Annotated in this window: 25 protein-coding genes and 1 other RNA gene; all 26 read left to right on the top strand. The window is 47.0% G+C overall.

The genetic code is table 11. The annotated features are described in order from the left end of the window. Positions 1–89 precede the first annotated feature (89 nt). The 26 genes from HPL003_RS24570 (at position 90) to rnpB (ending at position 25,884) form a co-directional block, all read left to right on the top strand. Positions 90–449, top strand: a complete 360-nt coding sequence (locus HPL003_RS24570; protein ID WP_014282498.1) for a histidine triad nucleotide-binding protein — start codon at positions 90–92, stop codon at positions 447–449. A gap of 169 nt (positions 450–618) precedes the next feature. After that, the gene (rpsU, locus tag HPL003_RS24565; RefSeq protein ID WP_005547957.1) at positions 619–792 is read left to right on the top strand and encodes a 30S ribosomal protein S21; all 174 of its coding nucleotides are present in this window, start codon (positions 619–621) and stop codon (positions 790–792) included. Positions 793–808: 16 nt separating this feature from the next. Then, a complete protein-coding gene (locus HPL003_RS24560; RefSeq protein WP_013311146.1) occupies positions 809–1,252 on the top strand; it encodes a GatB/YqeY domain-containing protein in 444 nt (147 codons plus the stop codon). A 278-nt stretch (positions 1,253–1,530) separates the two neighbouring features. After that, complete coding sequence (locus tag HPL003_RS24555; RefSeq protein WP_014282497.1) at positions 1,531–2,898, top strand: NfeD family protein; 1,368 nt, start codon at positions 1,531–1,533, stop codon at positions 2,896–2,898. Positions 2,899–2,937: 39 nt separating this feature from the next. After that, positions 2,938–3,945, top strand: a complete 1,008-nt coding sequence (gene floA / locus HPL003_RS24550) for a flotillin-like protein FloA (protein ID WP_043922497.1) — start codon at positions 2,938–2,940, stop codon at positions 3,943–3,945. Between the two features lie 40 nt (positions 3,946–3,985). After that, complete coding sequence (locus HPL003_RS24545) at positions 3,986–4,576, top strand: hypothetical protein (protein ID WP_014282495.1); 591 nt, start codon at positions 3,986–3,988, stop codon at positions 4,574–4,576. 452 nt (positions 4,577–5,028) lie between these two features. Further along, positions 5,029–6,438 carry a branched-chain amino acid transporter BcaP gene (locus HPL003_RS24540; protein WP_014282494.1) on the top strand — a complete coding sequence of 470 codons (1,410 nt, stop codon included), beginning with the start codon at positions 5,029–5,031 and terminating at the stop codon, positions 6,436–6,438. A gap of 381 nt (positions 6,439–6,819) precedes the next feature. After that, positions 6,820–7,113, top strand: coding sequence for a sporulation protein YqfC (gene yqfC / locus HPL003_RS24535; protein ID WP_014282493.1), 294 nt, complete (start codon positions 6,820–6,822; stop codon positions 7,111–7,113). Then, positions 7,110–8,303, top strand: a complete 1,194-nt coding sequence (yqfD, locus tag HPL003_RS24530) for a sporulation protein YqfD (RefSeq protein WP_014282492.1) — start codon at positions 7,110–7,112, stop codon at positions 8,301–8,303. The genes yqfC and yqfD overlap by 4 nt, the downstream gene beginning before the upstream one ends. 6 nt (positions 8,304–8,309) lie before the next feature. Further along, positions 8,310–9,281 carry a PhoH family protein gene (locus HPL003_RS24525; protein WP_014282491.1) on the top strand — a complete coding sequence of 324 codons (972 nt, stop codon included), beginning with the start codon at positions 8,310–8,312 and terminating at the stop codon, positions 9,279–9,281. Positions 9,282–9,371: 90 nt separating this feature from the next. Continuing rightward, positions 9,372–11,618 carry an HD family phosphohydrolase gene (locus HPL003_RS24520; RefSeq protein ID WP_014282490.1) on the top strand — a complete coding sequence of 749 codons (2,247 nt, stop codon included), beginning with the start codon at positions 9,372–9,374 and terminating at the stop codon, positions 11,616–11,618. Between the two features lie 58 nt (positions 11,619–11,676). Then, on the top strand, positions 11,677–12,174 hold the full coding sequence (gene ybeY, locus HPL003_RS24515) for an rRNA maturation RNase YbeY (protein WP_043922496.1): 498 nt from the start codon (positions 11,677–11,679) through the stop codon (positions 12,172–12,174). Further along, positions 12,174–12,548 (top strand): diacylglycerol kinase family protein, encoded by a 375-nt coding sequence (locus HPL003_RS24510; protein WP_014282488.1) that lies wholly within the window; start codon positions 12,174–12,176, stop codon positions 12,546–12,548. Before ybeY ends, HPL003_RS24510 begins: the two co-directional genes overlap by 1 nt. Positions 12,549–12,638: 90 nt before the next feature. After that, positions 12,639–13,541 carry a GTPase Era gene (era, locus tag HPL003_RS24505; protein WP_014282487.1) on the top strand — a complete coding sequence of 301 codons (903 nt, stop codon included), beginning with the start codon at positions 12,639–12,641 and terminating at the stop codon, positions 13,539–13,541. Positions 13,542–14,067: 526 nt separating this feature from the next. Next, complete coding sequence (locus HPL003_RS28010) at positions 14,068–14,205, top strand: YqzL family protein (protein ID WP_013372137.1); 138 nt, start codon at positions 14,068–14,070, stop codon at positions 14,203–14,205. 42 nt (positions 14,206–14,247) lie between these two features. Continuing rightward, positions 14,248–15,000: a DNA repair protein RecO gene (recO, locus tag HPL003_RS24500; RefSeq protein ID WP_014282486.1), complete on the top strand. Its 753-nt coding sequence runs from the start codon at positions 14,248–14,250 to the stop codon at positions 14,998–15,000. A gap of 404 nt (positions 15,001–15,404) precedes the next feature. Beyond that, positions 15,405–16,292, top strand: a complete 888-nt coding sequence (glyQ, locus tag HPL003_RS24495; RefSeq protein WP_014282485.1) for a glycine--tRNA ligase subunit alpha — start codon at positions 15,405–15,407, stop codon at positions 16,290–16,292. Next, positions 16,285–18,360 carry a glycine--tRNA ligase subunit beta gene (gene glyS / locus HPL003_RS24490; protein ID WP_014282484.1) on the top strand — a complete coding sequence of 692 codons (2,076 nt, stop codon included), beginning with the start codon at positions 16,285–16,287 and terminating at the stop codon, positions 18,358–18,360. The genes glyQ and glyS overlap by 8 nt, the downstream gene beginning before the upstream one ends. 114 nt (positions 18,361–18,474) lie before the next feature. Next, positions 18,475–18,957 (top strand): YaiI/YqxD family protein, encoded by a 483-nt coding sequence (locus HPL003_RS24485; RefSeq protein ID WP_014282483.1) that lies wholly within the window; start codon positions 18,475–18,477, stop codon positions 18,955–18,957. Then, complete coding sequence (dnaG, locus tag HPL003_RS24480; protein ID WP_014282482.1) at positions 18,950–20,824, top strand: DNA primase; 1,875 nt, start codon at positions 18,950–18,952, stop codon at positions 20,822–20,824. The genes HPL003_RS24485 and dnaG overlap by 8 nt, the downstream gene beginning before the upstream one ends. 43 nt (positions 20,825–20,867) lie before the next feature. Continuing rightward, positions 20,868–22,001 carry an RNA polymerase sigma factor RpoD gene (gene rpoD / locus HPL003_RS24475; RefSeq protein WP_014282481.1) on the top strand — a complete coding sequence of 378 codons (1,134 nt, stop codon included), beginning with the start codon at positions 20,868–20,870 and terminating at the stop codon, positions 21,999–22,001. An 86-nt stretch (positions 22,002–22,087) separates the two neighbouring features. Continuing rightward, a complete protein-coding gene (locus tag HPL003_RS24470; RefSeq protein ID WP_043922900.1) occupies positions 22,088–22,927 on the top strand; it encodes a hypothetical protein in 840 nt (279 codons plus the stop codon). Then, entirely contained in the window at positions 22,924–23,685 is a 762-nt protein-coding gene (locus HPL003_RS24465) for a tRNA (adenine(22)-N(1))-methyltransferase (protein WP_043922495.1), read from the top strand. The genes HPL003_RS24470 and HPL003_RS24465 overlap by 4 nt, the downstream gene beginning before the upstream one ends. Then, positions 23,661–24,776: a Nif3-like dinuclear metal center hexameric protein gene (locus HPL003_RS24460; RefSeq protein WP_014282478.1), complete on the top strand. Its 1,116-nt coding sequence runs from the start codon at positions 23,661–23,663 to the stop codon at positions 24,774–24,776. The genes HPL003_RS24465 and HPL003_RS24460 overlap by 25 nt, the downstream gene beginning before the upstream one ends. Before the next feature lie 65 nt (positions 24,777–24,841). Further along, positions 24,842–25,408 (top strand): flavin reductase family protein, encoded by a 567-nt coding sequence (locus HPL003_RS24455; protein ID WP_014282477.1) that lies wholly within the window; start codon positions 24,842–24,844, stop codon positions 25,406–25,408. A gap of 77 nt (positions 25,409–25,485) precedes the next feature. Further along, positions 25,486–25,884, top strand: an RNA gene (gene rnpB / locus HPL003_RS27150) — RNase P RNA component class A. The last annotated feature ends 45 nt before the right edge of the window (positions 25,885–25,929 follow it).

Genomic DNA, 25,929 nt, shown 5'->3' with positions numbered 1-25,929 from the left:
TGTGGGAAATACATAACTTTGAATGCCGAGAGCATAGGTTCTGCACTTTCGAATCTGATCATCGGCTCACTGCCAAAGGAGGGTTTTGAATGGACGATTTGTTTTTGAAAATTGTGGATGGAACCATCCCCAGCAAAAAAGTGCTGGAAACTGACAATGTGCTCGCATTTCATGATATCCAGCCTGCGGCGCCAGTACACGTGCTCATTATTCCGAAGAAATATATTCCTTCAATGAATGCTGTGACGGAAGAGGATCTTCCTCTGATTGCGGAGATTCATCGTGTTGCAGTTGAGGTGGCGAAAAAACTGGGTATCGCTGAATCCGGTTATCGGTTGATTAACAACTGCGGTCCGGATAGCGGGCAAGCGGTGGGACATCTGCATTATCATCTGCTGGGCGGTGCCCCATTGGGTGCCTTGACGGGTATTTCGGACTCACATTCTTAAAATTGACAGTGCTTGTCTTTCAGTAATACGGACGTAATGGAGAAATATGTATCCTATATTTATTCATTTTTTCTTATAGGTTGACACCCGGTTTCCGTTTCACCTATAATAAAATTTGATGAACCGTGTTATTGCTCTTGGACGGTCTGGTCGGAGGGAGGGAAAACTGGTGTCTGAAACTAAAGTTCGCAAAAACGAGACAATTGATGCTGCACTTCGTCGCTTTAAACGTTCCATTGCTAAGGATGGCGTATTGGCTGAGGTGAAGAAACGCAAGCATTATGAAAAGCCAAGCGTAAAGCGCAAGAAAAAGTCCGAGGCTGCTCGTAAGAGAAAGTTCTAGGAGGATCTAAGCAATCATGAATTTGAGCGAACGATTGAACGAAGATATGAAGCAAGCAATGAAGAGTAAGGACAAGTTCAAACTCTCCACCATTCGAATGGTTCGTTCTACGATTAAAAATCTTGAAATAGATTTGAAACGGGATTTGGACGACAACGAAGTGCTTGATATTCTGAGTCGTGAGATCAAACAGCGAAAAGATGCCCTCCATGAATTTGAAAAAGCCGGTCGTGATGAACTTGCGACAAGCACTAAAGCAGAAATAGAGATCATCGCTCAGTACCTTCCCGAACAACTTTCTGAAGAAGAAATTAAAGTTATTGTACAGCAGACCATCCAGGAAACCGGTGCTTCTTCAAAAGCCGAGATGGGGAAAGTAATGACGGCCTTGATGCCTAAGGTAAAAGGCCGCGCTGACGGTAAGCTCGTGAACCAAGCGGTTCAGCAATTTCTGCAATAAACCTGCGACAAACAGGAAATCGCAACACCCTCTGTTTACAGAGGGTGTTATTTCTGTATCTGTCGCGTTTGTCATAGGCTGTTATTACGAGATGGATTTTTTGTAAGCGCTATCTATGATCATTTGAAACTTGATGTCTATCAGGTGCGTAAAGTACATGACAGCCATCAGGATTAGCAACATACTCAAGAATTTCACAATAAATCCTGAAAACTGTATGGTTTACCTGACAAAATTTGATATGCTGTAACATAGAAAGATCGAAAGGGGGGAGAGTAATGCATAGAGAACATCACCACTCCAGCCGCAAAATGATCTTTTGGACCATGTGGATCATGATATCAGTTCTGCTGTTGCCATTATTCCATTCGGGATCAGCGGCGGCCGCTGTGAAAGGCGGTTCTGTGTTCGTTATACCGGTGGATCAGGAAATTGAACAGGGACTGGGCAGCTTTATGGAACGCGGCTTTACAGAAGCGGTGGAGTCCAAAGCGGGCCTCATTGTGCTGGATATTAATACGCCTGGTGGACGGGTAGACACGGCGGAGAAGCTGGGCAAGCTGATTAAGGAAAGCCCCATCCCGACCGTAGCCTATGTTAGAGGCGAAGCGGCCTCTGCGGGCAGCTATATTGCGTTAAGCGCAAACAAAATTGTTATGATGCCGGGCAGCATTATTGGAGCAGCAGCGCTGGTGGACGGCAAAGGGCAGGCTGTCACGGATCCGAAAACGGTAGCTTGGTGGAAGAGCAGCATGGCATCTGCCGCAGAATCCGGCGGACGTAACCCAGATATTGCGAGAGGTATGGTAGACTCCAAAATTGCTGTAGCTATACCGGAGCTGAACTTTAATAAAGAAAAAGGTCAGATCATTTCTTTAACCAGCGAGGAAGCGCTTAAACTGGGCTATGCGGATCACATCGCCTCTTCAGAGCAAGAAGTTATCCAGTGGATGGGCTATAGCGCGGATGATGTATTTCACGTGGAGCGGACATGGGCTGAAAAAGCAGCCGAGATATTGACTAACCCGATTGTGCAGACATTGCTTTTATTTATCGGTATCGCGGGGGTTGTCATTGAACTACTCGTACCTGGCTTTGGAGTGCCGGGAATTTTAGGTGTGCTCGGATTTGGTTTGTACTTTTTCGGCAATTATATTGCTGGCTTTGCAGGTTCCGAGACGTGGCTGTTGTTTATCATCGGTCTGGCTTTGCTTATACTTGAAATGTTCATTCCAAGCTTTGGTATTCTGGGTATTTTAGGTTCCATCAGTCTTGTCGCCGGAGTTGTTCGCGCGGCCTACAACATGCAGCATGCTTTTATATCATTGGGTATAGCCTTTGCTGCTGCCGTTGCTGTAGTGGCGATCATTGCCGTTGCTTTCAAGGATCGGGGAATATGGAACCGTTTTATACTTAAAGAAAGCTTGACGGCTGACCAAGGCTTTTCTTCGGTTGTGAACCGGGAAGTGCTATTGGGACAGCGAGGTGTGAGTCTGACACCGCTTCGTCCAGCAGGAACAGTGCTTATCGCTGACGAACGTGTGGACGTCGTGACGAACGGCGAGTTTATTGCTACGGATATGCCCATTATCGTATCCAAAGTAGAAGGCGGACGCATTGTGGTCAAGGCGGACACCAACGTCTGAACCACGCAAACAAACGAAGAATTAGATTAATGGAGGATGATGCGAGTGTTCGAATCGGGTATTGTCAGCGTTTTGCTGATTGCCGTTGTAGTGATTATTGTGTTAAGCGTATTTTTTAGTTTTTTCCCGGTGATGCTGTGGATTTCAGCATTGGCTTCGGGGGTGCGGATTGGCATCATTACACTGGTGGCTATGCGATTACGGCGTGTAACGCCAAGCCGGATTGTGAATCCGCTGATTAAGGCAACTAAGGCTGGTCTGGGCTTAAACATCAACCAACTGGAAAGTCATTTTCTCGCGGGTGGTAATGTAGACCGAGTGATCAATGCGCTGATTGCTGCGCAGCGGGCCAACATTCCGCTCGAATTTGAACGCGCAGCTGCGATTGACCTTGCGGGTCGGGATGTTCTGCAAGCGGTCCAAATGAGTGTTAATCCGCGTGTCATTGAGACACCTACTGTCGCTGCGGTAGCCAAGGATGGTATCGAAGTGAAGGTTAAGGCTCGTGTTACAGTGCGTGCCAACATTGATCGACTCGTTGGGGGTGCCGGAGAAGAAACGATTATTGCGCGGGTCGGTGAAGGTATCGTTACGACTGTCGGCTCCAGTAATTCGCATAAGGACGTGCTGGAGAATCCGGATTCCATTTCGAGAACGGTGCTGTCCAAAGGTCTGGATGCCGGAACGGCGTTTGAAATCTTGTCCATTGATATTGCGGACGTTGATGTAGGTAAAAATATTGGTGCCTTTCTGCAAACTGAGCAGGCGGAAGCCGATAAACGGATTGCGCAGGCGAAAGCCGAAGAACGGCGTGCAATGGCCGTGGCGCAGGAGCAGGAAATGAAGGCGCGTGTCGTAGAGATGAGAGCGCGTGTGGTTGAATCCGAATCCGAAGTGCCGCTGGCGATGGCTGAGGCGCTACGTGGCGGAAAACTCGGCGTTATGGACTATATGAATTTGAAAAATATTGAGGCAGATACGCAAATGCGCGGCTCCTTGGGCAAACCGAATGAAAACTCGGGAAATGACAACAAGAACCGGGATTAAGGGATATAGCCGATGAATTACGGCAGCAAGGCGGTGAGTTATGAACTTTATCAGCTGGATTTTTGAGCATTTGTATATCCTGATTGTGATCGGCTTTGCATTGGTGTCTTTTTTGGGTAAAAGCATGAAAAGCACAGAGAGAAAAGCGCCGCCGGGAAAGGGAATGCCTACTTTTGGTGGCGATCACGACTCTCGCGGCCCTTCGTCACCATCGGGCCCTTCCCTTATGGGACGTAGCCAGGAGCACCGTCAGCCGCAAAGGCAGGATACTGCCGGAGAATTGCAGCGTCAGTTCCCTGATGAACGGCGTGTAGTTATGGAAGCTCGTCGCATGGAAGAACAAATGAATGATTGGACGGAAACAGAGCAACATACGAATCGGGATTCCTTGGATAACGGTTCGACTCTGGAGGATCGAATCCGAGCCATGGAAGAGGAGCGTAGAGCAGTTTTAGCCCGTCTTGATCACATATCCAATGCAAGGGAGTCGGGAGAGATTACAGATGCTCCTGAGGAAGCTTTGCAGGAGCGCAGCACAGTAACCTCGGCTGACCTGCGCAGAGGCGTGATTTGGGCAGAAATATTGGGTCCACCGCGTTCCAAGCGTTATATGAGTGGAGGAAGACGTTAAAAAGACATGAGTTGATATTGTTTTATTCGAGCAGTTTGCATGAATGGTTTAGTCCGCCCCGGCTTTAGCTGGTGCGGACTATTTTTTTGCTAATACATAGGCCGGTCCAGAATAGAAATCAGTTTAGCGACAGATCCTCTTATGACCTGACATAAGATGTGATAAACCCTGTAGCAGCAAGGTTTTCTTACGTCTTTTGTAAGCTAAAATTCTGTCATTCTGTCTACTTTAATGATGGATTTTTGAAAATATATAAAGATAAAACGATCAAATGTAAGAATCTAAATGAAGGTTTCTGAAAACGGTTTTCATTTTTTTGTTTTTATATATAATGTTCTCAAAGATAGATACTTCTGAAAATTCACTCCAAATTTAGAGAAAATAAACGGAATTCAGAGATGAGGTGACCCAGGTATAAAAGTATATATTACATGTTTAGGAGGATGGGATGGATGAATAATAGCTTGTTTAGAAAAAAGAGCATTGATCAGTTGCTTGCTGCAACGCGGGGTGAAAAGGCACTTAAAAAAGAGCTTGGCGCCTTTGATTTAACCATGCTTGGCATTGGAGCTATTATCGGAACGGGGATTTTTGTGTTGACAGGCACGGGAGCGGTCACGGCTGGTCCGGGTCTGATTATTTCTTTTGTGATTGCGGGGCTTGCCTGTTTATTCGCAGCACTGGCTTATGCAGAGTTTGCATCTACCGTTCCGGTATCCGGTTCTGTTTATACTTTTACATATGCAACGATGGGGGAGCTTCTGGCTTTTATTATCGGATGGGATTTGATTTTGGAGTATATGCTTGCCGCCAGTGCGGTTTCCGCAGGCTGGTCGGGTTATTTTGTATCTTTTTTGAATGGAATGGGTATTCATATCCCGCTTGAGTTCACTGCGGCACCGGGTGCGTTAAAAGATCAAACCACCTATTTTAATCTTCCCGCATTTTTGATTTTGATGGGGATTACTTTCTTGCTTTACTTTGGAATCAAAGAATCCAAACGTATTAATAATATCATGGTTATTGTAAAAGTTGTTGTGATTTTATTATTTATTTTCGTTGCTTTTAAATATGTAAAGCCGGATAACTGGACGCCTTTTATACCATTTGGGTTCAGTGGAGTGTTGGGAGCCGCAGCACTGGTATTCTTTGCTTTTATCGGCTTTGATGCCGTTTCGTCTGCCGCAGAAGAAACCAAAAATCCGGCTCGGGATTTACCGCGCGGCATTATTTTTTCACTTATTATATGTACGTTTTTGTATGTCATTGTCAGCGGGATTATGACAGGCATTGTGCCTTTTATGGACTTTGAAGGTATTTCTCATCCGGTGTCACTTGTCTTGCAGGTTGCAGGTCAGAACTGGGTTGCGGGGATTGTGGATGTGGGGGCCATTTTAGGGATGACTACAGTCATGCTGGTAATGCTCTATGGTCAAACCCGTATCATGTTTGCCATGTCACGTGATGGCTTGGTGCCAAAAGTAATGTCAAAGGTTCATCCTAAATACAAAACTCCTTATATTAATACGTTGTTTTTTGGTACATTATCTGCATTAATGGGTGGGTTGATTCCGCTGGATGAGTTAGCGAGTTTGGTGAATATCGGTACCCTCTCAGCATTTATTCTGATTTCAGTTGCCGTCATTGTGATGAGAAGAACACAGCCCGATCTTCCTAGAGCCTTCCGATGTCCGGGTGTTCCGTATGTTCCGATTTTGGCTATTATTTCGTGTGGAGCGCTCATCTTGAATTTGCACAGCCAAACGTTTATCCGTTTTCTGATTTGGCTTGTTATAGGTTTGGTCGTTTACTTTCTATATTCCAGAAAAAACTCTCTTTTGAATCATAATTCAGGAAAATAACAGAGTGGCTCTATATAATCAGGGAAAGACAATCTCGTTTCGATGCTTTAAACGAGGTTGTCTTTTTTATTGTGCATTTTGCAAGTATCAAGACTCTTGCTTTGCAAGATAAGGGCTACTATGAATTGTTAGTTTCGTTTCATAAATATGGCGGCTGGAACATAAAGTGTACAGTACAGTTATCTGTGGCGCTGGTGTAACGACGTCCATATCTAAGCGGCATCGGCAATTTATAAAAAAGCATCGTAGTTGCCATAAAAATGACTATGATTCACTGGATGGCTATAACAGGGATGAAAATCAGCAGCGTAGCTGCCATGAAAACAACTATTAACCGTTGGATAACAATTGTTTTCATGACAGGAAAGGAGATTCCGTCGTATGAGCCGGATGAGCCGCAAACTGCGAAAGTGGGCCAGTGAGACGCTGGAACTTCCGCAGGACATTCTATTTGACCTGCCGCGGTTAACTCTCATTGGCAGCCGCCAGCTTTATGTGGAGAATCACCGGGGCGTCGTGGACTTCACGCCGGATCGGCTTGTACTTGCGCTTGCGCAGGGCAGGTTGCGGGTGACGGGGCATGGGCTTGTCATTACATCTATTATGCCCGAGCAGGTAAGTGTGGAAGGACACATTACGGATATCCAATTGGAAGGAACGGAGGAAGGCTCATGAAACATCCCGCTTTAACAAAGTTGCGTGGCACAGTTACTCTTGACGTCAAGGGCGAGAGCGTGGAAGCTTTCATTAATCTGCTCACTGAGCATCAAATACCTGTTTGGAACGTGCGGCCGATGGGTACAAGACATGCAGAAATGAACCTTCTGCTGCCGCACGTCTTCCTGCTGCGTCCGCTTTTGAGAAGGACAGGCTGCAAAATGCATATTTTGAAGCGACAGGGAATTCCCTTTACCATTGCGAGGCTTGCCAAACGCAAATTTTTTCTGATTGGACTGGCTATATTCTGGATAGGCCTGTTCCTGATGTCTTCGCTCATCTGGGATGTTGAAGTAAAGGGAAATGACAAGCTCTCAACGGAAGCTGTACTCAAGGCTGCCCGTCAGGAGGGGTTGTACCCTTTTCAATGGAGCTTCCGTGTTTCCAGTCAGGACAAGCTTTCACGTGCGCTCATGCAGAAGCTCCCTGAGGCATCCTGGATCGGTGTGGAGAAGCAGGGCACCTCGGTGACGATTCAGGTCGTTGAAGCCTCACAGCCTACTCCTGAGCCGCTCTACAGTCCACGTCATCTTATTAGCAAGGCAGATGCGGTAGTCACTGAAATTTTTGCCGAGCAGGGTCGTCCTGTCGTGCATAAAAATACACGTGTCAAAAAAGGAGCCATTCTTATCTCGGGAACGCTCGGGGATGAGGAGAATCAGCAGCAGGTTGTAGCCAAGGGGGAGATTAAGGGCCTCGTGTGGCATGAGTATGAAATCAGTAGTCCGACGGTGCGACGTAGCAGCACATATACTGGAAACAGTCATGAACGCCTGTATTTGGTACTGGGCAACCATGCGGTGCAGCTATGGGGATATGGAAAAATTCCTTATTCCACGCATAAAACCACAGTTGAGCATGACCCGCTGACGTGGCGATCCTTCCGTCTTCCAGTCGGTTGGATGACCGAAAACGTGAGGGAGACAAAGATACATGAGGATAAGCTTACGGAAGCAGAAGCCCAAAATAGGGGAATAGAAGGGGCGAGAGCCAATATTTTAGCGAAATACGGCAAAGGAACGAAAATAATGAGCCAAAAAATTTTGCATGAGAAGAGAGAGAATGGTAAAGTTTATATGAAAGTGCTTTTTGAAGTGGAACAGAATATTGCGGAAGAACTTCCGCTAGTTCATAACCAAGGAGAATGAGGCTATTTGGCAGAACAACAACGCAGCATACAAATTGCATTGAACAATGCGGGAGAAGGACAGGCGCTGTTCGGCCCGCAGGATTCCTTTTTAAAATTGATTGAAGCGGCTGTTCCAGCAAAAATGGATTCCCGTGAGGCGGAAATCAATATTTTTGGCAACGCTCACGAGGTGGAAGTGCTTGAACAATTGTTCGATGTACTGCTCCAGTTAATTCGTAATGGGTATATCCTGACCGAAAGAGACGTCCATTATGCGATTGAGTTGGCAAAAGATTTACGCGCTGATCAATTGCTTGATCTGTTCAAGGGAGAAATCACGACCACCTTCCGTGGAAAGCCGATCCGTGTCAAAACAATTGGACAAAAGCACTATGTTACCACGATAAAAAAACGCGATATTGTATTTGGAATTGGCCCGGCGGGTACGGGTAAAACGTATTTGGCCGTGGTGCTGGCGGTAGCTGCCCTGAAGGAAGGTTCAGTCAAGCGTATTGTATTAACCCGTCCTGCGGTGGAAGCAGGCGAGAATCTGGGCTTTTTGCCAGGGGATTTGCAGGAAAAGGTTGATCCGTATCTGCGTCCGTTGTATGATGCGTTGTACGATGTTATGGGACCGGAGCAGACAGCAAAGGCACTGGAGCGCGGGTTGATTGAAATCGCGCCGCTGGCCTATATGCGGGGACGGACGCTGGATGATTCGTTCATTATTTTGGATGAAGCGCAAAACACCACGCCGGAGCAAATGAAAATGTTTTTGACCCGACTTGGCTTTGGTTCCAAAATGGTCATCACCGGCGATGTTACGCAAATTGATTTGCCTCGTGGCAAAAAATCCGGTCTGATTGAAGCAAATGCGATTTTACAGGGAATTGAGGAAATAGGCTTCGTACATTTTGCACAAGAGGATGTTGTCCGTCATTCCCTGGTTCAGAAAATAATCGTGGCTTACGACCAGGTTGCCGAAAATCAGGGATAAGCCTTCATATCACGAAAGTGGAGCTATCAGAAGTACGAAAATAAGCAGCGTAGCTGTCTTGAAAAAGATGATGGAGAGGGATTGTTTCAGATGACCTCGAAGGAATTGTCTAAGGGCAAAACGTTCCAGCATAGAATGAGTGGATGGAAGTATAGCGTGGCAACACGCTATCTTCTGTTTTTATTTTTAGTGGTTCTTTTTTACGTAGGTTTAGCGTCCAAGCTGCTTCCCGAGCGCTATGACATTCGGGTAAACCAGCCAAGTGAAAAGGAAATTGTTGCTCCGATGCAGCTTCCGAACAGCAAAGCGACGTTAAAGGCTCAGGAAGAGTCTGCCGAACGGGTACAGCCCATGTATACGATTGTACCGATTCGCAACGATAACCTGATTACTGGTATTCTGGACCGAATTGAACGGCTCAATCAGGATGACCAGGTTTCCAGATCCGATAAAATTTCTATTTACAAAGACGAGATTCCTCAGCGTGCGCGAGAATTTGTGCAAAATTTTGTGAATAATAGCCGTAATGCCGATGCCTACCCGGAAAAGCTATTGGACGAAGTGCTGCAAAAAACAAAAGAGCAAACATACCGGATTCCAGAGGAAACCTTTATCAAAATTCCGCGTCTCACGTCTGAGGATATTGCAGAGATGCGGCCGGTTGCCCGTGAAATCGTGACCGGATTGATGAACGATCAGATTACAGATGCACAAACAGCCCGGGCCAAGGTGGCCGAGCGGGTCAGTACGAGTACGCTTACCAAGCGCACCTCTCGTGAAGTCGTTCAGGAGCTTGCAAGGCTTGTGATTACGGCCAACAAGTTTTATGATGATACAGCTACGAAGGACGCCAGGGTACAGGCCCGTGAAGATACACCAACAGTCTACATCAAACAGGGTGAAGTGCTTGTCAAGAAAGGCGAGATTATTACCCAGGAAATCTACACTTTACTGGATGAAAACGAGCTTTTAAAGGATAAGATCAACTATTGGCCGCAATTTGGCCTGTTGATGCTGTCTTCGATGCTGGCCTTGGGCCTGTTTATGTATATTCGCCAGTTCCAATCACGAACACGCCGCTTTAAGTATAACAATGCACAGTTGCTCATGCTGGTGTTGATTTTTGTGATTACGGTAGGCGCAATGATGTTAACCGCCATATTACAGAACAGTGAACGGTCTTATCTCGGCTATCTGGCGCCTATCGCGCTTGGAGCCATGCTCGTAACGTTGTTACTCGATATGTCGCTTGCCTTCGTTTGTGCCGTTATATTCAGTATATTAGCAAGTGTCATTTTGAATGTCCGACAAGGACAAATTTTTGATTTTAACTTCGGATTTTTTGCCCTTGTGGTTTGTCTTGCGTCGATTTTCTCGACGCATCGAGCTAGTCAGCGTTCAACGCTGTTTAAGGGGGCAATTATGGTATGCTTGTTCGGCGCCGTGTCGGTCTTCACTCTGGCGCTGATCGACCAAAGCAACTGGACTCAAACGACGACGCTCTATGCGGTAGCTTTTGCTTTTGCGGGCGGTTTGATTACAGCGATACTTGTTATTGGGCTAATGCCATTTTTTGAGTCTACCTTTGGCATTTTGTCAGCGCTAAAGCTGGTTGAGCTGTCTAACCCGAATCATCCACTATTGCGCAAGTTACTTACAGAGACACCGGGTACGTATCACCACAGTGTAATGGTAGGTAATCTGTCAGAGGCAGCAGCGGAGGCTATAGGTGCTAACGGCTTGCTGTGCCGGGTCGGTTCGTATTATCATGACATCGGTAAAACAAAGCGGCCTTCATACTTCATTGAGAATCAGAACGGTATGGATAATCCGCATGATACGATAGAGCCGAAGCTGAGTAAGTCCATCATTATTGCCCATGCCCGTGATGGTGTGGAAATGCAATTGGATTACAAGCTGCCCAAGCCGATTCGCGATATTGCCGAGCAGCATCACGGAACGACATTTCTACACTATTTTTATCACAAGGCGCTGCGTGAAGCGGAAGAACAGGGCGTAGAGCCGGACTTTACCGAGGATGATTTTCGCTATCCTGGGCCAAAAGCCCAGTCTAAGGAGGCTGCTGTAGTCGGGATTGCTGATAGTGTGGAAGCAGCCGTCCGTTCCCTGCGGAAACCAACAGTGGACCAGGTGGAGTCGATGATTGAAAAAATTATTAAAAGTCGTCTTGATGATCACCAGTTCAATGATTGTGAATTAACGATGCGGGAGCTTGATATTGTGGCTCAAACTCTTAAAGAAACCGTGATGGGAACTTTCCATTCCCGTATTGAGTATCCCGAAGAAAGACCAAAGCCTGAGAACGGGAAAGCATAACATAGTAGGCGTGTGTATGAATTGCGGCGGAGCATTAGAATTAAAAGGAGCGGTTGGCATGAGCCTTCAATTAGCTTGGAATAATGAACAAAACGATATGGCAATTAATGAATCCTTGATTGGTTTGCTGAACACTCTATTGGAGGAAGCAGGTAAGGTGGAAGGGGTGACGGACGGTGAGGTGGCCCTCACCTTCGTTAATGATGAGCAAATTCATGAATTAAACAGGGATTATCGCGGAATCGACCGTCCAACCGATGTGCTGTCATTTGCCATGAAGGAAACACTGGATGAAGAGCTTGAAATCATCTATGAACCGGATGATGAAGGACCGCTGGATGATGTGCCAGATGTGCTGGGTGATATTATTATTTCCGTGCAGACAGCTCAGGCTCAAAGCGAGGATTACGGTCATTCCATTGAGCGTGAAATCGGCTTTTTGTTTGTTCACGGGTTCTTGCATTTACTGGGCTATGATCATCAGGATGAGGCCAGTGAAGCTGAAATGATGGGCAAGCAAGAAGCAGTACTGGCTCAAGTGGGGTTGACACGGTAATGAGACGTCAGCCTTGGAGAATGACCTTTCGTTATGCCGCAGAAGGTGTGATGTATGCTCTGCGCACGCAAATAAATATGCGGATACATGTGGTCGTGACGTTTCTCGTCATCGCAGCAGGCCTAAGCCTGCGCATCTCCCGACTCGACTGGTTATTCGTCTCCATGGCGATTGCCATGGTAATCGTGGCCGAGCTAATCAATACCGCTGTTGAAGCGGCGATAGATTTAATCTCGCCTGATATCCATCCGCTGGCCAAAGCGGCTAAAGACACCGCCGCCGGAGCCGTGCTCCTGGCAGCGGTTTTTGCTGTAATTATTGGTATATTTGTGTTTTACAGGCCGTTGTTGACCTTGATTAGTCAAATTTTTTAATGGAAAAACACATTTTTGTAATCATACTAAAGAAAAAACCTAACTCAAAAACCAAAAAAATAGGCGCTTAATAGTGCTGGAGGAAACGAAATGGCTAAGAAACACTTTAAATCAGGCTTTGTTGCGATTGTTGGCAGACCCAATGTAGGGAAATCAACTCTGATGAACCATGTAATCGGCCAGAAAATCGCCATTATGTCGGACAAGCCCCAAACCACACGTAACAAAATACACGGGGTATTCACTACAGAGGACACGCAAATTGTATTTTTGGACACACCGGGCATTCATAAGCGTCAGTCAAAACTGGGCGATTACATGAATCAGACGGCCTTTAATACGTTGGGCGAAGTTGAGGCTGTACTTTTTCTTATTGACGCCGCTGAAGGATTAGGCGGAGGCGACCGTTTTATTGCCGAGCAGCTGAAACAGGTAAAAACGCCAGTTATTCTTGTTTTAAATAAAATTGACCGTATTGAGCCGGAAGCACTGCTGCCCCTGATTGAGCAGTACCGCAAGCTGTACGACTTTGCAGAAATTGTGCCAATCTCAGCTAAAATGGGCAACAATGTGAACCGTCTACTGGAGCAGGTACAGAAATACTTGCCTGAAGGCCCACAATATTACCCGGATGACCAAATTACCGACCATCCGGAGCAGTTCGTCATTGCCGAACTGGTTCGGGAAAAGATTTTGCATATGACGCGCGAGGAAGTACCACATTCTATTGCAGTCATGATTGAAGACATGAAAGTGCAAGACAACGGTGTAGTGCATATTATGGCTGTCATTTTTGTGGAGCGGGATTCCCAGAAGGGAATTATTATCGGTAAGCAGGGAGCCATGCTCAAGGAAGTGGGCAAACAAGCACGCATAGATATCCAAAACCTGCTGGGTTCCAAAATTTTCCTAGAACTGTGGGTAAAGGTCAAAAAAGACTGGCGTAACCAGGATCGTGTACTGCGTGACCTCGGATTCCACCGCGATGCTTAAAAAGCATAGCTCGACTCTACGGTCACTTTAGTTCAAAGGTTTATTGAGCTAAAATTAGTTGGAACCATATATGTTCAGTCTTTTAAGCACCATTAAAAAGCCGTACCGACCTCAAACACAAGACATAAAGTATAATGATGTCTTGTGGTCATTCCAAGCGTCGCGCATGTGCGGCGCTTAACTCTTTGCTCTTCCTACCCTTTTCTTCCAGCGATGAAATAAGGAGCGTTTTTCAAAAGGGTTATGTAACTGCGTGCACGTTGCAGCGGAGCGAAGGATTTGAATCTGAAGAAGCGCCAGTGTTCGCCTTTACCCCCGAATTTAACCCTTTGTATGTTTGTACATTCAAATAAATTCGGGGGTAACAGCGATCGTAAGATCAAATCATTTGCGAAGCGGTGTTTCACCCCGCATACAGTACCCTTTTTCAAACCACAACCATTTATTTCATCGCATACTTCACCTCTCTTCGCATCATCCTAATTTTGAGATGCAAACGTCATTTCCGAAGAAAGGATGAATACGATTGCGAGATTTTTCGTGGAAGTATTTTGCGATGACTGGGGATGTCGGTGCGTATCTGTTATACAGGGAGAGCGCCGTGACAAGGGAACAAGACACGGATGAAGGAGAGTCGGACGAGCATGAAGAAGCCCGTGAATAGCGCGAGTCATTGGCTTCTTCGCGAATGTTTGGGGGAAGAGGCATGCTTTACAGGGTGGAAGGAATCGTCATCCGCAGCATGGATTACGGTGAGGGGAACAAAATTATTACGCTTTGCACCGAAAGCGGCGGTAAGACAGGCGTGCTGGTCAGAGGAGCCAAAAAGCCCAAAAGCCGTCATGCCGCTTTAACGCAGCCGTTTACGTATGGTGAATTTGTTTTTTTTCGAAATACCGGCTTGGGCACGTTGAATGCTGGTGAAATTATCCAATCCCACCATACACTGCGCGAGGATATTACCAAGGCCGCATACGCCTCATATGCCTGTGAATTGCTCGACCGGGTACTACACGATGAAGAAACGGGCACCTTCTGGTTTAAGCAGCTTAAAGCATGTCTGGAAGCGTTGGAGAGCGGCAAAGATCCACTGATCGTCATGAGCATTTATGAATTTAAAATATTGCAGGCGGCCGGATATGCTCCCCAGCTTGATGCTTGTATTTCCAGCGGACAACCGTGTGCTGATGAAGATATGTTTATCAGTCCGAGGCTGGGCGGAGTTTTATGTCGAGGCTACAAGCATTTTGATCCGGCTGCATTGAGTGTCACACCGCGTACGTTGAAGCTGTTACGTTTGTTCGCGAGAATGGATTTAAACCGGCTAGGCAACATTGATGTAAAGGACTCGACCAAGCTGGAAATCAAACATGTCATGCGCCAGTTCATGGACATGCAGTTGGAGGTTAAGCTGAAATCCCGTAATTTTTTGGACCAGCTCGACAAGTATGACATGTGAAACCTCTTGCTCCCTTGACTGTGCTGCTGAAAACGTGTAATATCCTACTATATATCTCCTTAGGGAGCAGAGGCATTGAACGAGAAAGTAGCGGAGTTTATTCTCTAGAGTAAGCGAGTCGGGGATGGTGTAAGCCCGGCGGGAAATCTTCGTGAACAAGGCACTCGGGAGCATCTGATTGGACACGGAAAAGAGGATTACAGTCTGGCTGGTGATGAAGGACTGCAATCAAGTAGGGTGGAACCGCGGGAGTCAGCTCTCGTCCCTACGTCTGTACAGGCGTAGAGGCGGGGGCTTTTTGCTGTCTCTGACGAGGCTTGTTGGAAGTTGGCGGCCCTGTACATAGAAGATTTACGAAGAACGATCACCACCATTTGAGGTAATTTGGAAGGGAAGTGTGTACCATGAATTTTCAGCAGATGATTTTGACACTGCAACAATTTTGGGCTGAGCACAACTGTATTATTGTACAGCCGTATGACACGGAAAAAGGGGCAGGTACAATGAACCCGATGACGTATTTGCGTTCGATTGGACCTGAGCCGTGGAACGTAGCTTATGTCGAGCCGTCCCGCCGCCCCGCAGATGGACGTTATGGAGAGAACCCAAATCGTCTGTATCAGCATCACCAGTTTCAGGTTGTTTTGAAGCCATCGCCTGATAACATTCAGGAATTGTATCTGGAGAGCTTGAGCCGTCTTGGCATTAATCCTCTGGAGCATGATATTCGCTTCGTTGAAGATAACTGGGAAGCGCCAACGCTGGGAGCGTGGGGATTAGGTTGGGAAGTATGGCTGGATGGTATGGAAATTACCCAATTCACGTATTTTCAGCAAGTGGGCGGTATCGATGCCAGTCCGGTTGCGGTTGAAATTACGTATGGTATGGAGCGTCTTGCTTCCTACATTCAGGACAAGGAGAACGTGTTCGATCTTGAGTGGGTTAATGGCATCACGTATGGTGATGTTTTCCACCAGCCTGAATTTGAGCATTCTAAATATACGTTTGAAGTATCTGATGTCAAAATGCTTTTCACTCTTTTTAATATGTATGAAGAAGAAGCGAATAAAGCCATGGCGCAGCACCTTGTATTTCCAGCCTACGATTATGTGCTGAAATGCTCTCATGCGTTCAACTTGCTGGATGCCCGCGGGGCAATCAGTGTAACGGAACGGACCGGATTTATTATGCGTGTGCGGAATTTGGCCCGTCAGGTGGCTGCAACTTATCTGGAGGAACGCGAGAAGCTCGGCTTCCCGCTGTTGAAGAAAGGAGGTGCGGCACATGTCTAAGGATTTGCTGTTTGAAATTGGTTTGGAAGAAGTGCCCGCCCGCTTTATCCCTGCTGCGATTCAGCAGTTGAAGGAGCGTATGACTGCATGGCTGGACAGCTCACGTATTGCTCATGGTGATGTAGAAGCTTATGCTACCCCTCGTCGTCTGGCGGTGTTGGTTAAGGAGGTAGCAGAAAAGCAGGAAGATATTAACGAAGAAGTCAAAGGTCCTTCCCGCAAAATCGCACTTGACGAAGCTGGCAATTGGAGCAAGGCTGCTCTCGGCTTTGCCCGCAGCCAAGGTGTTGATCCTGAACAGTTTACATTCAAGGAGCTTGGAGGCGTGGAGTATATTTACGCGACCAAGAGCAGTATAGGTGTACCGACAACGGAAGTGCTGTCCGAAGGCTTATTACACATTTTGCATGCCATGACTTTCCCTAAATTTATGCGCTGGGCCAGCTATGACTTTAAGTTTGTTCGTCCAATCCGCTGGTTGATCGCCTTGTTTGGCAACGACATTGTTAACCTAGAAATTGCCGGGGTTCAATCTGGGAATGTGACAAGAGGACATCGTTTTCTCGGGCAGGATACTGTTGTGGAAAGTCCGGCAGACTATGTTGAGGCACTTCGTAAACAGCATGTCATTGTGGATATTGCGGAACGCCAGTCCATTATCGTGAAGCAGATTGAAGCATTGGCAGCCGAAAAAGACTGGACGATCGCGGTTAAGGATGATCTGCTGGAAGAAGTGCTGTATCTGGTCGAAACGCCGACGGTACTGTTTGGAGGTTTTGATCCAGCGTTCCTCAACATTCCGAAGGATGTGCTGATTACTTCCATGCGTGAGCATCAACGCTATTTCCCAGTGCTGGATCGCGCGGGAGAGCTGCTGCCATACTTTGTTACAGTACGTAACGGTGGAAGCCAATCGCTGGATGTCATTGCCAAAGGGAACGAAAAAGTATTGCGCGCACGGCTATCTGATGCCAAATTCTTTTATGAAGAAGATCAGAGACTGGAAATCAAGGATGCACTCTCCAAGCTGGAAAGTATCGTTTTCCACGAGGAATTGGGTACGGTTGGAGACAAGGTACGGCGGATTCGCCGCATTGCCGATGCTTTAGCTGAGAAGCTGCGGGTTTCCCCCGATACACAGGAGTCGGTTAGCCGGTCGGCGGATATTTGTAAATTCGACTTGGTAACGCAAATGGTATATGAGTTTCCGGAACTGCAAGGTGTTATGGGTGAGGACTATGCCCGTAAGGCTGGAGAGAAGGAAGAAGTGGCGAGAGCGGTGTTTGAGCACTATCAGCCGCGTTTTGCCGGAGAAACGGTTCCTTCTACGAACGCAGGAGCTATTGTCAGCATCGCTGACAAAATTGACACCATCACTGGCTGCTTCTCCATCGGTATTATTCCGACAGGCTCGCAGGACCCTTATGCGCTTCGTCGCCAAGCCGCAGGTATTGTGCAGATTTTACTGGATCGTAATCTTTCGACAACTTTGTCTGATGTGTTCAATATTGCACTTGACGTACACGACAACCTTGGAAATATGAAACGTTCTGCCGATGAAATTCGTAAAGAGTTACATGAATTCTTCGGTTTACGTGTGAAAAAACTGTTGTCCGAGACGCTTCGTTATGACGTCGTAGACGCCGTGCTTGCTGCCGGATTTGATGATGTTGCTTCTGTCGTTGATCGCGGAGCAGCTCTGATGAATGCGGTACAAACGGGAGATACCTTTAAGACAACAGTAGAGTCGTTTAACCGTGTAGGTAATTTGGCTGCAAAAGCTGTTCATGCATCAGTTAATACGGGTGAATTTACGGAGCAGGGTGAAAAAGCGCTCTATGAAACATGGTACGGCGTTTATGAATCTTATACTACAGCATTGCAGGAAGGCGATGCTACGCGAGCTTTAGCACTTGCCTCGTCTATTACTCCTGCGGTGACAGCGTTCTTTGATTCCGTAATGGTTATGGCTGAGGATGATGCGATCCGTAATAACCGATTGGCATTGCTGGCCGCTATTGATAGAGAGCTGAAGCGTTTTGCCGATTTTTCCAAGCTCGTGGGCTAATCGTAGCTGTAATAGTATGAATAACTTGAAAAAATGGGTATAAATATACGGAACGGTGTAAGAGCGATCTTGCAGCCGTTCCGTATTTTACTCGAATCCGGATGGAGATGGGGGATGCTTGTGGGAATATCCGGAGGTTTATCGGATGTGCGGATCGTTGTCGACGGAGACGCTTGTCCTGTCAAAAGCGAAATTGCGGATACAGCTTCCCGTTTTCATGTTCAGGTTATTATGGTATCTTCATATGATCATCTTATCCAGGGCAGCGGAGGCGTGACCGTCGTAAAAGTGGACCGGAGCGACCAAAGCGCTGATCTCTATATTGCTAATCATATCCGCCGGGGGGATATTGTAACCACCAACGATTACGGTCTTGCCGCACTCGCTTTGGCTAAAGGCTGTGAGGTTATGTCTTTTCGCGGAACGATGTATCGAAACGATTCGATTGATTTTATGCTCGACCGCCGTCATACCTCTGCCAAGGAAAGGAAAAAAGGACGTTATGGAAAAGGTCCTAAACCGTTTACATCAGAGGATCGTGAAGTTTTTCAACATAAACTGACAAAACTTTTACTCTTCTTGCAGGAGAATGAATAACGGTATCGAATTATATTTACGTGCTAAAGAGATGAAGGTGGTTAACATGAGTGCTGGACAAGGCAACATACCGGACGATATCATTGAGTCGGTTTTACAGCATCATGATATCGTAGATACGGTAAGTAAGTACGTGCATTTGACCAAGCAGGGGAAGTATATGAAAGGCCTCTGTCCTTTTCATTCCGAAAAAACCCCTTCATTCACCGTGACACCGGATCGTCAGATTTTTTACTGCTACGGCTGCGGCGCGGGAGGCAATGCCATCAAATTTATGATGGAAATCGAAGGACTATCCTTTCCCGAAGCTGTCAGAACAATGGCGGAAGAAAGTCATATCCCTCTCGGCGAATGGCAGGGACGTGAGTCAACGCATCAGCATCCTGAGTTGGACAGGTTGTTGCAAGCGTACGAGCTAACATCTAAGATGTACCATTTTCTCCTTAAGAATACGGAGCATGGCAAACCTGCTATGGAGTATTTGCGGTCACGGGGATTTACTGACAAGATCATTGATCAATTTCAAATAGGCTATGCACCTAACCGATGGGATACGATCGTCCAGTTTCTGGAGAAGCGCTCTTTCGATCCTGTTGAGATGGAAAAGGGTGGGCTTATCTCTCCCCGACATGAGGATGATGGGTATGTGGATCGGTTCAGGGATCGCATTATGTTTCCTATTTGGAACCGAAATGGAAAAGTAATTGCCTTTGCGGGCCGTATTCTAGGTGAAGGACAGCCCAAGTATTTGAATTCACCGGAAACCAAGCTGTTCAACAAGAGCCGGACCCTGTACAATCTCCACCATGCCAAGACTTCGATTCGCAAACTTCGCCAGAGTGTCCTTTTTGAAGGATACGGCGATGTCATCTCAGCATGGGAAGCAGGTGTGCAGAACGGGGTGGCAGCTATGGGCACAGCTTTGACGGAGCATCATGCTACGATGTTAAAGGGACTGTGCGACGAGGTCATAATTTGCTATGATGGTGACCGGGCAGGACAAGCTGCTGCGCTTAAAAATTTTCCGTTGCTGGAAAATGCGGGACTTCACGTTAAAGTAGCGCTGGTCAGCGACGGTATGGACCCGGATGATTTTATCCGGCAATACGGCGGGGAAAGGTTTCAGCGCCAAATTATCGAAAGTGCCGTTTCAACGGTGAAATTTAAGCTTATATATCTGAAAAAAAACCATATACTGCAAGAGGAAGAAGGAAGAATCGCGTATTCCCGCGAAGCATTAAATGTCATTGCACCTCTGTCATCCCCGACCGAGCGGGAAGTGTATTTGCGCGAAGTGTCAGCCGAAGTCAAGGTGGATTTTGAAACCTTAAAGCAAGAATGTAATTTACTCCGACAGTCCCTGCAAAAAAAACAGGACTTTGGGGATAATAACGAAAATCGGTGGAATAATGGTAGGCATAAAAAAGGGCAGGTCGTTACACCAAATCTGCTGCCGGCTTACCATGTGGCGGAACGCAGATTGCTTCACTGGATGATGCAGGATTTAGAAGCTGCACAGTATGTAGAACAGCATCTGGGAGACGCTTTTAATATTGAGGATCATGCAGCAATTGCTGCTTATCTATACGCCTATTACGCACAAGGAAAGTTACCAGATACAAGCCGCTTTATTTCATCTTTGCAAGATGATCGGCTGGAGAAAAACGTAAGCTCGATCATGATGATGGATGCTCCAGGCGTATGGGCACCGCACATTTTGGACGATTATATTCATCAGGTGCGCAAATTTCCATTGCAGGAGCAACTGGATTTGAAGAGGGAAGAGATGAGAGCCGCTGAGCGCTTAGGTGATTTTTTGCGTGCAGCACAAATTGCAAGTGAGATTATAGCCCTAGAGAGACAATGAACACACAGAGGTCGGATGTTTCTAGGGAGGAGGGAGTCGAAAGATGGCGAATGATCAGCATACTGAACTGGAGACGGAACTGACACTGGATCAGGTTAAAGATCAATTGATTGAGTTGGGTAAAAAAAGTTCCTCTCTGAACTACAAAGATATCATGGAAAAACTATCGTCGTTTGATCAGGACCCCGAGCAAATGGATGAGTTTTATGAGCAGCTGGGTGACTTGGGGATTGAGGTTGTAAACGATAACGACGAAGAAGTTACCAGATTGCGTCAAAACGACGACCCGGAAAACAACGACGGGGATGACTTTAACTACGATGACGATCTGAGCCTGCCTCCCGGTATTAAAATCAATGATCCGGTCCGGATGTACTTGAAGGAAATCGGCCGTGTACCGCTTCTTTCCGCTGATGATGAGGTGGAGCTGGCGAAACGGATCAACAATGGTGATGAAGAAGCCAAACGTCGACTCGCAGAAGCGAATTTGCGTCTGGTTGTAAGTATTGCCAAGCGTTATGTTGGCCGTGGAATGCTTTTCCTGGATCTGATTCAGGAAGGTAACATGGGTCTGATTAAGGCGGTAGAAAAATTTGATTACGAAAAAGGATTTAAATTCAGTACGTATGCAACCTGGTGGATTCGTCAGGCCATTACGCGCGCTATAGCCGATCAGGCGAGAACAATCCGTATTCCTGTGCACATGGTGGAAACGATCAACAAGTTGATTCGGGTATCTCGTCAACTGTTGCAAGAGCTGGGGCGTGAACCTACGCCAGAAGAAGTGGCTGCGGAGATGGAGCTAAGCGTGGAGAAAGTACGGGAAATTATGAAAATTGCCCAAGAACCGGTTTCATTGGAAACGCCAATTGGTGAAGAAGATGATTCACATTTGGGGGATTTCATTGAGGATCAGGAAGCGCTGGCCCCTGCGGATGCGGCTGCTTATGAACTTCTGAAGGAACAGCTTGAGGATGTACTGGATACGTTGACCGAACGGGAAGAGAACGTATTGCGTCTCCGTTTTGGTTTGGACGACGGTAGAACCAGAACCCTTGAGGAAGTGGGTAAAGTGTTCGGTGTTACACGCGAACGTATTCGTCAGATTGAGGCTAAAGCGCTGCGTAAGCTGCGCCATCCAAGCCGCAGTAAGCGACTGAAGGATTTCCTCGAATAGAAGCGTAACATTGCGGACCTTCTGCGGCTTGGAGCGCGCAGAGGGTCTTTTTTTATCCCATGGCAGCCTTGGTGGAGGGGAAAAGCTTGGACCAGGAGAAAAAACGGGCAATACTGTTACATGAAATTGAGCATTGGCGGCGAAGTCGGTTGCTCCCTGAGCAATATTGTGATTTTTTGTCTAACCTCTATCGGGAGGACGAAAATCCGTCACAGAGCCGAAGTCACACTGGGACCGGGTTGTTTACATATCTTCGAAACGGGCATGGAATCGCCTGGCTTCTTGGTTTTGTCATTATTTCCTGCATTTGTTTGATCGGTTTTTATTTTACCGCTTTTCCGTTGGCAATGCAAATATTCTCGGCATGTGCAGTAACCGCGATCTGCTATGGAGTAGCCGCCGTTTGGCGTTCTTCAGAACAGAGCATGAGCGCCATGCTGAGTACCTTGGGTAGTGTGATTATGCTGGGTTCAGGTGTGTGGATTATTCAGCTTCACCAAGGTGAGCCTAAATTTTGGTTTCTTGTTCTGGTTGGTCTGTGTGGGCTGGTATGGTGCCTTGTGGGCTTAACCTTGCGTATCAGCTTGCTTCACTACTGTGGCTTTATTGCGTTGCTTCTGGTGTACGCAGTGCTTATAGGCCGCTACTGGGCTACGGCTTCTCACGTGATGCTGGAGGGATTCTGGATTTTACATGTAGCATTGCTGGTATGGTTTAGCTGGTGGGTACATCGTCGCTTTTCACGTCTGGCTTCGGTCTATTTTGCTATTGGAATGACACTGGTTTTCATGCCTGAAGCAGACTTGATCGTGCTGCGCCATCAAGCACTGGAAGATGTTGTATTGTACGCCTTATTGAAGTTGGCTATTGTTGTAGGAATTTTATTTTGGACTCGAAAAAAATGGATTACGTGGGTGACGTCATGAAGCTTTCTCAACGATTACAATATATTATGGAACAAATTCCTGACGGGAGCAGATTAGCGGATATTGGCTCTGACCATGGGCTCCTGCCTGTGGCTGCGGTCCGCAGTGGTCGGGTAACGCAAGCTGTGGCGGGCGAAGTCAATGATGGGCCGCTGCGAGCGGCTCAAAAGCAGGTCGCCGAAGCAGGTCTTACTGACCGCATAACGGTTAGAAAAGGCGACGGTTTGGCTGTAATTACAGCCCATGAGGTTGATATTATTACGATAGCCGGCATGGGTGGTGCCTTAATCGCTTCTATTTTGGAGCAGGGCAAAGACAAGTTGGATTCAGTAAAGCGGCTTGTGTTACAGCCAAATGTAGGTGAGGATATTTTGCGTCAATGGTTGATTGAGCATCAATGGATATTGACGAGTGAGCATATTATGGAAGAAGATGGGAAAATATATGAAGTTTTGACGGCTATACCCGTGTCGGATAGCCCTGTGAAGCAGGACGAGCTATACCGACCGATAGTTCTTTCCGGCAGCTCGGTAGTATTGACGCAGGATTGGCTGGAACAGCTTGGACCGTTGCTGGTCAGAGAGCCCAATGAAGTCTTTTTCCGTAAATGGAAGCTGGAAATTCATAAGCTCCAGAATGTGCTTGCACAGTTGGCGCGCTCAGAGCAGGAATCGGCACAGCAAAAGCAGGAGCAATTGCGCAAGCAAATTGAACAACTAGAGGAGGTACTTGCATGTTTGCCAAAGGACAAACGGTAATTAGCTATATGGAACAGCTGGCTCCAAAATATTTGGCAGTTCCGGACGACAGAATCGGGCTTCAGCTTGGCAGCCTGCAAAAGGAAATCAAGAACATACTGATAGCTCTGGATGTCAATGATGAGGTTGTTGAAGAGGCGATCCGCGTAAAGGCCGACCTCATTATCGCCCATCATGCTATCATATTCCGTCCACTCAAAGCATTGAATACGGATCAGCCTGCAGGCAGATTGTATGAAAAGCTGATTAAGAACGATATTGCGGTCTACATCAGTCACACGAATCTGGATACGGCAGAGGACGGTATGAACGACTGGATGGCCGAAGCATTGGGCATTCAAAGTGAAGGTACGCTAGAAGATGTCCACACTGAGCAATTATTCAAGCTTGTCGTTTTCGTACCGAAAACACATCATCAACGGGTGCTGGATGCCGTACTGGGTGCGGGAGCCGGACATATCGGCAATTACAGCCATTGCAGCTTTAACATTGATGGCTACGGAACTTTCGTGCCAGGTGAAGGCACACAGCCGTTCTTGGGTGAGCCGGGCAAAATGGAACGCAGCGAAGAGGTACGCATAGAGACGGTTGTACCACAGGGCGTGCGCAACAAAGTCGTTCAGGCGATGCTCAAAGCTCATCCTTATGAAGAGGTGGCCTATGACCTGTACCATATGGATTTGCAGGGCCGCACATTTGGCCTGGGACGGGTGGGTAAGCTCAAGGAAGCCCGCTCGTTACGCGAGTTTGTCAATGATGTGAAAGAAGGCTTCAATGTCGAGCATGTACGTGTAGTGGGCGACTTGGACCGCACAATCAAAAAAGCAGCCGTGCTCGGAGGCTCTGGCAGCCGCTATGTAAACAAGTCGATTTTTAAAGGGGCTGACGTCTTAGTTACGGGTGATATCGACTATCACACGGCTCAGGATGCCCTTATGGCTGGCATTGCCATCATTGACCCTGGTCATAACGCTGAGAAGATTATGAAGCCTAAAACCGCAGAATGGATGCGCAAACGGTTGGAAGAAGGCCGATATTCTACGGAAGTACATGTATCCCAGGTGAATACCGAGCCTTTTCAATTTTTGTAAAAACTTAACTTCTATGAGAAGATGAAAGTGGTTTCATTACTTTTAGTTCATAGGGGAGAGGTTGTATGCGAACTTTAATTGCTGATCCTGCGATCCATGCCTATCCGGGGATGGTTGCTGTTGTTACTTCCCGTCATAACAGTGTGCAGAATGTAATGGCCTCTGGATGGCATACATATATCGGATCATCACCGGGCATGTATGGCATTTCGTTGCGGAAGGAAACGTATTCGCATGGTCTGATTGAAAAAAGTGGAGGCTTCGGTGTTCAATTTTTGCCTGCCCACAGATCGGAATGGATTCAGGCTGTAGGTACCTTTAGCGGTAGAGATATAGATAAGTTTCAGCATTTCGAGATTGCATATGAGGACGGAATTTCTGTGGATGTCCCTGTATTGCTGGATGCTTATCTTGCTTATGAGTGTAAAGTGGTGGATATTCATACCTATGGAGATCATGATTGGATTGTTGGTGAGATACAGCAAACTTATCGGGACGATGAACTCTTTCTGGATGAAGGCATACCTGAATTTAGCAAGCTTCATATTCCGTTATACGTGGGTCGCTCTACTTATTTTGTGGCAGATGATACGTTACAAAAGAAGGTACACCCGTTTTATTTGAACAAATAAAGGGAGCTTCCTGATTTACAATATTTTTAGGGTTGTGTCGAGCGTGCGTTCCCTGTATACTAAGTAATGTTGTTCGGAAAGTTTAACAGACAATCGCTGGCGGTGTGAACCGCGAGAGGAAAGTCCGGGCTCCATAGGGCAGGATGCTGGATAACGTCCAGTCAGCGCGAGTTGAAGGATAGTGCCACAGAAATGGACCGCCGATGGCCGCTTGCGGCACAGGCAAGGATGGAACCGAGGTGTAAGAGACCCCGAGGAACGCTGGTGACTTCGTTCCTGGTAAACCCCATCTGGAGCAAGACCTAATGGGACACAGCTTCTTCGCGAAGCGGCCTTAGCCCGAGGCGTGTCTAGGTTGGTCGCTGGAGCCGGATAGCAATATTCGGCCTAGATAGATGATTGTCGCTTGTAGTGGGAGGGTAGTTCCCGTCTGAACCACGAATAGCACAGAACCCGGCTTACGGAAAACTTTCCACACTGCAACACCTTAAAATGTATGATGTTAACCTTTTAAATGACTG

Source organism: Paenibacillus terrae HPL-003, from assembly GCF_000235585.1.
GTDB classification, from domain to species: Bacteria; Bacillota; Bacilli; order Paenibacillales; family Paenibacillaceae; genus Paenibacillus; species Paenibacillus terrae_B.
Note: the sequence above shows the minus strand (reverse complement) of the source record. Positions and strands in the feature narration are given on the sequence as shown.